At 45.3% G+C, this 11,260-nt stretch carries 2 protein-coding genes; both read right to left on the bottom strand.

Translation table 11 applies throughout. The features are described 5' to 3' along the window. Positions 1-2 precede the first annotated feature (2 nt). Positions 3-962 carry a type IX secretion system membrane protein PorP/SprF gene (locus tag HMPREF9071_RS11600; RefSeq protein ID WP_009401511.1) on the bottom strand — a complete coding sequence of 320 codons (960 nt, stop codon included), beginning with the start codon at positions 960-962 and terminating at the stop codon, positions 3-5. A gap of 24 nt (positions 963-986) precedes the next feature. Continuing rightward, positions 987-11,222, bottom strand: coding sequence for a T9SS type B sorting domain-containing protein (locus HMPREF9071_RS11595; protein WP_216698075.1), 10,236 nt, complete (start codon positions 11,220-11,222; stop codon positions 987-989). Between the last annotated feature and the right edge of the window lie 38 nt (positions 11,223-11,260).

The following is an 11,260-nucleotide window of genomic DNA, read 5'->3' as shown; positions in this document are numbered from 1 at the left end:
AATTACCTTTCAGTACAGTTACATCCGCCGATTCCTTGGAACATATCTATTCCCAGCGTAATCATGTGGGTTCCTGAGTTATAAGAACGCAGGCTATTGAGCATCAGATTATAACCATAAGCAAAGTAGAATACCCCTTTCTTAAGCCCCAACATAGGCCCTACACTCAAGGGCTTTAATGTCTGATCCCCTAAAAAACGTGCCGTCGCTCCTGCCCAATAATAGTCCTCAAAATCAAACCATCGAAACTTTAAATTCAAGTCCATCAACGAACGACCATCTCCCTCCATATACTGAGCAAAAACCGATGGCTCTATCTCCAAATTACTGCTGGGAGTACGCTTATACCTATACCCAGCATACACATTGTAATTCCTCAGATTCGTAGGCTCCTTTATATCAAACATCTCCTTGTTCTTATTCAATATATTCGTTGCCGAAACACTGGCAAAGATCCCCTTATAACGATATAAAACCCCTACCTCAAAGTTATGATTAATCGTCGAACGATTATCCGTAACCCCTAAGTCCGCCGTAGGACGACCCGCTGAGGTGAACTTATCTATATCTATCCTAAAAGAATTCACTATATAGGAAATCCCAAACGACACAAAATGGCTGTCATAACTATCCAAGGTCAAATGGTGGGAGAAGGTGAACTTCCCCCCCATCTGCTTGGTGTATCCATTTCGATCGTTATACAAGGAGAGCCCTAAGCCACTACGGTTACCCAAACGCATATCTCCCGATAAGCTCTGATAGTCCGGCGCTTCCTTTATCCCTACCCACTGACTGGTAGCCGAAAGACGTACACGAACATTATTCCCTATCCCTGCATAGGTGGGCATAATCAAAAATTCACTATCCGATAAATATTGATTCCCCACAGGAAGCTGTAGCTCTTGCCCCATCACACTGGGTAAACCTAAAAGCACACATACGTATAACGCTAGTTTTTTCATTATATTTCTTATTTCTGTTCTATATTATCTAAATAGGGTAAAGTGTCCCTTATATTCTCTATCTTCGCCCTCTTCGCCCAAGGTCATGATATACCAGTAGTCGCCCGTTGGCATCGGCTTGCCATGATATACCCCATCCCAGCTCTCTCGCTGTCCTAACTCCTTAAGCAATCGACCATAACGATCAAAAATGAGCGTATGTATATGAGGATAATGCTGCGTATTACGTGGAGCCCACGTATCATTATCTCCATCTCCATTCGGAGTAAAGAATCGAGGAATCTCTATATCTATATATTCCATATAGAAGGTCGCCTCTGCCGTACATCCCTTGCTGTCCTGTACCTTCACTTCTATCTTCTTCTTTAGCTTGCCATCCATCGGATCTATACCCTCTGGATCCCCCTTGGAAACTACATACAAACTCTTATTTCCATAGTACACCCCATTGAAGTAATAGGTATATTCCGGAACCCCATTCTTCCCTAATACCTTCAATTCATTGATCTCTGGCGTATAGCTCGGATCCTTGATCAATAGCAAGTCCTCTACCACCGGAATCACTACCGGATTGGTCTCACCCTGACAGGATGTTCCCCCATCGGTATAGTACAAACTTATTACCTGTGGTAATGAAGATGGCCTTACACTGGCATGATTGCGGTCTATACGCGCCTGTGCCCCTGAGAACATTGTAAAGGCATGCTTGGTGGCTCCTCCATCAAAAGAGTAACGTACCTTAGAGTAATCCACCGTTGCCTCATCAAAGGTGATGACTATATTACCCTCATAGTGGTTGTCCGTACAATCATCCTCATACGTAGCCTTTACATTGAGGTTCGGTGCCGTACTGAGCACTATCGTTGTTGAGGTACCTGTACATTTTACCCCATCTATCGCCCTTACCGCATAGACCACATTCGGCTTCAAACCGGTGATCCTATGAGGTAATACACTAATGTTTTCCTCTGTCTTCACTACCGTACCCGTAGCCTGATCAATAAGTTCAAAGGTATAGGTTGGTGTCCCACTCGGATGAGTACCTCCTGTAGCGGTTACCTCTACACTACCCGTCGTATCATAGCACAATAATGAAGTGGTGCCTACAAAACTTACCGCTATCGGAACAGGATCCTTAATGTCAAACTGTTGTTCCTTATAACAGCCCCATCGATCCATTACCCTTAATGTATAATGTCCCGCTGGCAAATCCGTAAACTTATTGCTTGTCTGTAATGGCCTTATAGAGCCTCGCGTACTATGTACTAATTCATAATAGTAGGTAGTCACCCCTGGATTATTAGGATCATCTGGAGAACCTCCCGTTACTCCCAAAACCTCTATCGTAGCATCTTCCATCGTTAAACAACTCACCTGGGTATCGGCAACCGGAGTGAAATCTATCGGCATGGGACGCTTTATGTCCACCTGACTCGGAGTTACTGTCGCTGTAGTACATCCCCATGCATCCTCTACCGTAAAGGTATAGTGTGCCGTCACCCCTGGAGCATTCCCACCTGGCAATCCTATGAATACCCAGCGGTTATAAACCCCTGTCGCCGTTTGAGTATGTCCATTATCTCCCGTAATGGTTATCTTATATGGAGCTATTCCTCCTGTTATCACTAAGGAAATCTCTCCTGATCCCGTTCCACTACAGTTATCTGGCACCTCTGCCTTAGCTGTAATATTTATTGGCTGATCCGCTTGACGAATATTGAAGATAGAAGGTATCTTCGTTACACATCCCGTAGATAATGATTTTGCCTCTACATTATAGGTGCCATAAGGCAAATTATTGAGCGTGGTGGTGGTCGCTCCCGTTACAGTACCTGTAATTGGTGCCATGCTCGGATTGGTAATGCTCGTTATCGTATAGCTAAAGCCCGCACTCGCTTGATCCCCATTGTCCATATCCAAATCGGTAAAAGTAAGGGTAATCTCTCCATCACTGCCTCCATAACACTTCACTGGCTTATCATTCGTAGCCGTAATAGAGAACGTGTTCGGATCCTGTACCCTATAGGCTTGCCCATAAGTGATACAGCCTGTCTCTGGATTCATCGCCGTTACACTATAGTTGCCCATTGGAACATTGACAAAGTGAGCTACTCCACTACTACCGGTAACCTGAATGGTCTGCGTTTGGTTAAAGCCTCCCGCAAGACTCCTTAAGGTGACTGATATATCCTTAGCCGTTGTGGTGGCAGGAGATAAGGTAACTGTTACATCTATACTCTCCCCTGCATTACAAGTGATATCCTGTTGTTCTACACTTGCCACATTCGTAATCTTAATGAATGGACGAATATCCCTATTGGCTGGAGTGGCTGGCGTAGGGGTAGGTAAACCACTTGGAACGGGACTTGGAACTGTAAAGTCAATCTCTACTGGATCACAACTGTACACCGCATCCACTACGCGTAATCTATAGCTACCTCCTGTCTCATCGGTGATCGTAAAGCTCGGTTCGGTAAGATTCTCATTCCTTGGCACAGGCACACCTCCCTTGAGAAGCGTAAAGCGATATGTTCCTGATCCTCCCGTAATAGCTCCCAATGGTAAACTTAACTTAGCAGGAAGCTCCTGATCTCCACTACATGCAAACTGTACCACCTGCGCCCTATTGATATCTATCAATATCGGCTTCACTCCATATATCGTAAATTCCGTTGTCGCCTCACAACCATTCTTCGCCTTCGCCTTTACTGTATAGACAATTCCTCTTACATCTCCCAATAACTTCTTGAAGGTTACCTTCCTACCATTATTGGTAACCTCTACATGCGTATTGGTTGTCGATACATTCTGATAGGTGGACGGTATAGTCAAGGTAACAGGTGTACCATCATCAGCATATCTTGCCCCTACCAAAGTATAACTCATCGGCGCTTCACTCTCTGGTGAGGTAAGTAATGTAGCTTGACCTCCTTCACTCGCTCCTAATGTCTGTGCTGCATTATAACACTTAGAGTTATCGGTACTCTGCAACTGCATAACAGGTGTTACCTTATCCCTTATGGTAAGGCTTCGTGAGTAGGCACAGTCCGGACGACTCTGTTCATAAATGTCTACTCTATATCGTCCTGCCGTACTTACCCCTATGGTAAAATCCGCTGATGAGGAAAGTAATGTATTAGGTTTCACGATCACATCCGTAGTGGTCTCCCCTATAAGTTCCCCTGTAAGAGGATCATATACAGGATGTCGCTCTTCCCTAACCAAACGATAACCATAGGTCTTCCCTGTAAGGAAATTCTCTATGTGCGATACCGTAATCTCTCCATCTCCAGGACTCTGACAAGTGATAGGCTTGCTCTGCGTCACTGTAAAGGTAACCTTGCCTTTGAACTCAAATGGACTAAATATATTGGAAACACAGCCATTCTGGTCATAAATCCTTACTTCCCTTGCTGTAGCATCTGCATAAACACGGTAGATATATCCTTCCCATCGCGCAGGAGAGGTACTCACTTGTGTAAACTGAATTGGCTGACGCGCACTCTCAACCCCGCCCACTGGCTTGAAGGTATAATAATGCTGTCCACTACCTATCTTATCTAAGGTTACTTTCACTGTATACTCATTCCCCACTACACATGGATTATCTACCTCTACTCCCGTAATATGTGCTGTATCATCCTTGAAGACCGTTACCTGTTGGGTTACCACACAGTCCTGAGCATCTCTTACATGAACATACCATACGCTTCCTGTAAGAGTCCCCTCTATCTTCCCTGCATAAGTGGCAACAAAGGTCTTGTCTATAATCACACTACGAGTCGCTGTGGCTATGACATTTGCATGACTCCATTCTGACAAAGTAGGCTCTGTAGAAACCTGACTTATCGTATAACGGTAAGGTCCCGTTCCATCCTTCACCGTTACAGTAACCTCCGCTGATGCATTACAAGAGGAGTTCTTCGTAACTGTGGCACTTACCAAAGCCAATGGACTTGGTGATTCACTCACCGAAAAGACCTTAGAACCTAATACACATTTTGGCGTTCCTACACTGTTTCTCAATACCAAGATATACTGTCTATGGGCTTGCAAAGAAGCGGTTGTGGTAGTAATGGTCGCCGTTCCTGAGGTAACCGCTGCTGTACCACTTGCCTTTGCCGTTACGCCCGGTGGTGTAGGTACTCTCGGATCCATAGGATATTCATAAACTGCCCAATCCACTGAGGTTACACTCGATTGCATACCTGTTGCCTCATAGTGCAAGTGCACACTGCCGCCACAAAGAGCTGGTATACGCTTCTGCGTGATCGTTGCTGCTCCTGTATTATCTGCAGCTGGTAAATCATGGATGGATATACATCCATTATAATTGGTCGCTATCTTATAAGGTACCTTAGGAAGAATTTCCTTGGTGAAGATAACCTCCTTATTGTTACCCGTACCCGTGGTAGTGGTACTGGTAAACCAATCACTCGAAGATGGAGTCGTACCTCTATAGAATGCCACTTTTAACTTAGTCTCATCTATGGTGCCTTGAGTATCTTTTACCTTTAATTCTACCGTTACTTTATCACAAGTTACATTCGTTACACTTCCTACACTTACCGATAAGTTAGTCCCTGTAATGGTTATCTTCGCTAACTTAGTAAAGCATCCTGTTGCTAAATTCACTACCGCAGGATAGTAATCTCCCTCTGGTAGATAATCAAAGAGTTCATTGGCTGAAGTAACCCCTGTTAAAGTCTTACCTGTATTCTCTGGCGTTGGCTTTTCATTCACTGCCAATGCTGTATAGGTATTATCCCTATACAAACCTATGAAGTAATTACCCATCGGTGCTGTAGTGAAGCCCATTCGTATCTTTCCTAACTGACGGTTACCTGATGTATCACAACTTATATCGCCTTCCTTAGTAGCTGTTAAATTAGGACGAGCTATCTCCTTCACTTCTAACAACTTCTCTACATAGCAGCCCTTACTATCAGTAAGACGTACCTTATACCAACCTGCAGCCAAGTTACGACCTGTATTGCTGCCTACTGGACTTCCTGTAGTTCCCCCTGAATCCGAATGAAAAATCGTAATCGTATAAGGAGCTACTCCCTTTGTCCTATCTATCGCATGCTCTATAGAAAGGTAGCCTCCCGAACCATCAGGAACTCCTATGATTCCTGTGGATTCTCCCGCACAGCCTATCTCACTAGCACTTAAGTTCGCACTCGATAAAAATGCTGGAAGTACAGCCTCTACCACCTCTGTGGTGGTCTGTACACAGATAATCTTACTATCTGTTATCCTAAAGTGATAAGTACCTGCCGTCTTTATCACTACCGTATATTTCTGATCTGACCCCGATGGTACCGGACCTGTTATATTTACATTCCCTCCATCATTATCCGTACTTGGATTATAACCCAACAGATCCCCTGCATTACCTCCTCGCTTCCACTGTAGGCTATATGGGGCTACACCCCCTCTTACCAATATCTCTATGGTCTCCTGAGGTGCTGAACTACAATCATAGCCATTATCCGAGGTATGGTCTACCTCTAAAGTGGCTCCTATGGTTACACTCTTACTCTGTTCACAGCCTAACTGATCTCTTACCTTTATAAGATAAGTACCCGGTGACAATCCATCAAACTCATATTGGGTCGGATTGCTAGGATCACTCACCCATGTGGTTCCATTGTCCTTACTGAACTCATATCCTCCATTACCTGACGTTACTTGGATATTGATACTAGCCGTTCCGCCTCGTGGAAAACACAAAGTCTCCTGTATATCCACCGCTAAATCTATCTTGGCAGGAATAAACCTACTTATCTCCGCTGACTTACATCCTTTAGCATCCTCTACCTGGAACACATAAGCCCTATTATCGGACAAACCATCAAAGCTTATAGTCGCATCATTTGTCGCAGGAGTGCTCTGCCAGCTACCTCCCACCTCCTTATACAATACCTTATAAGGGGCTGTTCCATAGGATACCTTCACCGTAGCACCTGCCGTTAGGTAAGGTGCAGCACAACCCTTTGGCTGGATGGTAAGCTCTCTGATAACCAACTGAGGCACATCTGTAATAGTCGCATTCCCTGCTTCTACCTCACAAGAAGTACCATCTGTCCTTGTCATCGTCACAAATACCCTATGGGTACCTACCGGTGCCGGAATCTCCAAACGATCTCCTCCTACCAAGGTGATACTATGGTTCATGCCACTGACTGAAAGTCGGTAGGTATAGCTAGCTCCCGCATCTACATTTCGTAAGTTCACATGGATCGTTCCTTCTCCTCCTTGACAGTCCGGAGGTACTGTAGAGACTACCATAGCTGAAAAACCGCGATTAGGAACTACCTGCACCGGAATGATCTTGGCGGTCTGACAGTTCTCCGTAGGTTGGAAAACACGTATATCATCCAATCCTACTGCCGTATTAGCCCTCCTGGCTTCTATAATCAGTTTTACCTTATTCGCATTCTGGTTGAAGCCCTCTAATTCATCAAAGGCTATCGTCGCTGTCCCCCATCCTGCACCTCGTGCCAAACTCGGCACATTCTTTGTGAAGCGGGTAAAGCCGCCTCCCATTGGATTGGCTACCTCCAAAATGACATTCAAGTCCACATTCGCTTGCGTCGCATTGGTCTGACCTAAGTTGATATATTTAAAACTTACACTTACCCCACGCCTTGGCACTACATTATGAATCTCTTTCTCATACAAACTCAAACTGCCGCTCACTGCCGTACGTGCTGCATAGTAACGACCTGTCCCCGCCACTGATATATAATCCGTAGAAGTAGGTAACTGCTTGGTTACCACATAGGAACCCGCTGAAAGCTCTCCTGTGGCATTGGCACATCCTAATATCGCAGGAGCTCCATCACTGCAGCCCGCAGTATCCAAGTCGCCAAAGGTCTCCTTATACAATTCATTGACTGAAGTGGTTGATGGCTCCCTGTAGTAGATGCCTACCTGATATGGACTCGCCTTGCCTGCCAAACCACTAAAAGTCATCGCTCCTCCTGCTCCATTAGGCAACTGTCTTACCCCTCCATCCAAACTATATTCATATTCATACGTATGACCCGCTGGCGCCTGTGGCGTAATGGTAAAGGTACCATTCCCAGCACAATCATAAGTTACATTTATCGGAAGCTGTACCGTTGGCTCTTCTAAATCCTTCTTCGCCATCACTTCTACCTCCTTGATACAACCATTCTTATCCTTTATATATACCTTTACCTTCGGATTCGCACTACTTCCCCCACTCACCTTCAAGGTCGTATCCGAAGTATATGCCCCTCCTGTAGAATAGGTGTACGGAGGAACGCCGCCCTTAACCCAATTCACTCTTAATTCAAATTGCTTGGGCGTGTCGGTAGAACAACTTATATCCTTCACAACTCCTACCGATGCCTCTATAGGATCCGGACTGCTGATCTCTACCTCCCTTATCGTATGACACCTGGCGCCCGTTACCCCACTCATCAAGTAACTCAAATCCACTCTATACTTGCCCGCTCCTAAATTAGGAAAGATTCCCGATGCATTCGTCTGTACTGGAAAACTTGTATCTATCGTGCCATCTGACTTATACTTTGATAACTTTATCTGTGGCGATGGAACCGTCGTATCCAAAAACCTTGCCTTTATGGTCGCTCCATTCGCCGTAGCACATAACAGAGGATTCCCCTCCGTGCTCACCTGAACCCCATACTTGGACGTCTGACCTACTATGACCTCATTGGTCTCAGCAAAACGACCCGCACTATCCTTTACCAAAAAGATATACCTGCCTTCCCGTGGCACCTCAAGCCAAGCCTGGAATACATCCGGCGCTGTACCCAATGCATTACTAGGGGTATGGGTGCTATACTCACTATCCGGAATGTTCTCCATCAATACCCCTACATACGAGGGCTTCGCCAACGCTCCATCTATCTTATATACAAGAATCTTATAATCCCGCTGTCCTCCTGTAATGCTAAAATCATATCGCGCCTTATTACACTGATCCTCCTTCCATAAATTCGTGAAGGTAACCGTTGCTTTCATCTGGCGAGAATAGTTTATCCTTATCGTCTGCTCCCATTTACAACCATTTAACGTACTCTCCGGTGAAGATGTGATGGTTATCTTAAATTCATCATACGTACGTGTCCCCGGTACTACCAATCCCGTTATATTCAATATATGGGGCGTAGGACTCGTAAGAGAAGGTCCTAATACATTATTATATAATACCTGATTATCTGATAATCGCACTACCGTATACTTATATTGTACATGGTGGGTGTTCATCTCCACTGTCGCCGCTCCTTGAGAAAGATCCGTATGATCTACCTTATTGGTAACGGTCCCTTCCAAGCCCGCAGTGAATACCTCAAAATAGTAATCCCTCGTACATCCTGCCTCTCTTACTCTTAAACGATATCTACCCGCTGTACTTAACGTAAAACTCCTGCCACTCTGTACTGTTGTCCAACAACTATCCCCTTTATTTACACAGTTCGCTGAGGCAGGCGCACACCCTGAGGCTTCCTGTTGCCATAAAACATCCTGTGCCTGGTAGAATCCTACCTGCAACTGACGTGTACTCCCATCACACAAGTAGAAGTGGCTCACCCAATCACTCGTAGTACTACATACACCTCCTGCTCCTCCTGACAAATTACGAATAGGATCCCCTCCCGGCGTATTATCATTGCTGGCTATCACTTGGATAATCTCACTCACCTTCACTGTCGCTCCATCACACACCGCTGTCTTCTCTACTTTATAGTAACCCGCTGTGGTAACTGTCTGGCTCTGACCTGTCCCTGGTATAGCCGTATAGCTCGTACCATCACTGCCTCCACTAAACCAAGCATATCCCGTATAACCACTCCCCCTGGCACTGAGGTGTACATTACCCCCTTGACAGAGTAACTCCTGTCTTACACAATCACTATTATCTATCCCCACTGCTACAGAGGAGCCACTTACACTCCCTGACATAGGACACGCACTCCCTATCTGGTACCTGAACTCAGCCTTGCCAGATAAAACTCCAGAACAGGCATTCTCATACTCACTACAAGGACGATCTCTCTTTATCTTAATCGGGATATACGCAGAACGCTCCGCATTCTGCGTCAATACACTCCCATCTATATTCGCTAAAATCATTACCCGTGGATCCGTATCATAGGTCACATTCACCGATGATCCCAACTCGGTCTTATTTATATTCGGATCCGTTGCCAACGGTAACTCATAGTTCCCATTGCTCGCACTCGGTAAGGTAACTCGCAACGCACCTCCTGTAATGGCCTGGGTCGTCATGTTCTTTATCGTTACCTTATAATATACCGTTGTCCCCTTCGTTACACTCGTAAGCGATGTACTACTGCCTACACTACTGACAAAACTACTATTAACCTGTAGGTTAATATTCGGAGCCGTTACCGTTACCTTAAATCGCTTTGTCCCTACTGTGCCGCCTGAAATCTTCCCTTCTACCTTATAGGTCACCGTAGATTCTCCTACTGGAAATCCATTCCAACTCGTACCCTGACTATTGCCGTCCGCATCTGTCGGAGGGGTATACTTACTCCCATCTGGCTTTGTTACTTCCCATGTAAGCTTATAACCACAACCCGATGTATCTGTGATCACCGGAGCCGTCCAACTCGCATTCGCTGTACAACTGTTCAATGGTAAACTTACCTGAATATCACTTAAAGCACTTATATCTCCATCCGTAAAATTGCTACGCGTAAGGTTCACTCGCTTCTTCGCCGTATCCTTCTGACTCGGCGTACAGCCAAATCCTGACTTCATACTATAGGTAACCCAATACTCCGCATCTTCCCCTACATTAAACGTAATACTTGACCTGGCCTTATCCGCTGACGATACCCCCGATAATGCACTCGCAGGAGCTGACTTCCACTCTATATCATACAAACTCGCCGGTAAATCTACACTCAATGTCAATGACCTCCCCGCACACTGCGTCGCTGAACTAGAACGCACCGTCGGAGATGCTAATGACCCAAAATCCGGTACAGGAATCCATTTATCAAAACAACCTGACTCAAACTTCACTTCATAACCTTCACCTGCTCCTAATTTCTCTATATCACTGAATAAAGCATTTGCATCCTCCATATTCGCTGGCCTGGTAGTGATCGTTTTCTTTACAGGTACTCCTGCTTTCATCACAACCGTACGTACCCCTCCCACTACCTTATATAAGGTATAAGTAATAGGAAACTGAGGAGAGGCTCCCGAAGGTAATTCCACCTTCACAATCCCTGTACTTGGATTGGAAGGATCACACATGCCTA

The sequence above is a fragment of the Capnocytophaga sp. oral taxon 338 str. F0234 genome (genome assembly GCF_000192225.1).
Taxonomy (GTDB): Bacteria; Bacteroidota; Bacteroidia; order Flavobacteriales; family Flavobacteriaceae; genus Capnocytophaga.
The sequence above is the reverse complement of the archived record's forward strand: the minus strand, read 5'-3'. Positions and strand labels throughout refer to the sequence as shown.

Excerpts from the sequence above, each read along its gene's own strand:
- HMPREF9071_RS11600 (WP_009401511.1), bottom strand. The coding sequence starts at position 962 with ATGAAAAAACTAGCGTTATACGTATGTGTGCTTTTAGGTTTACCCAGT.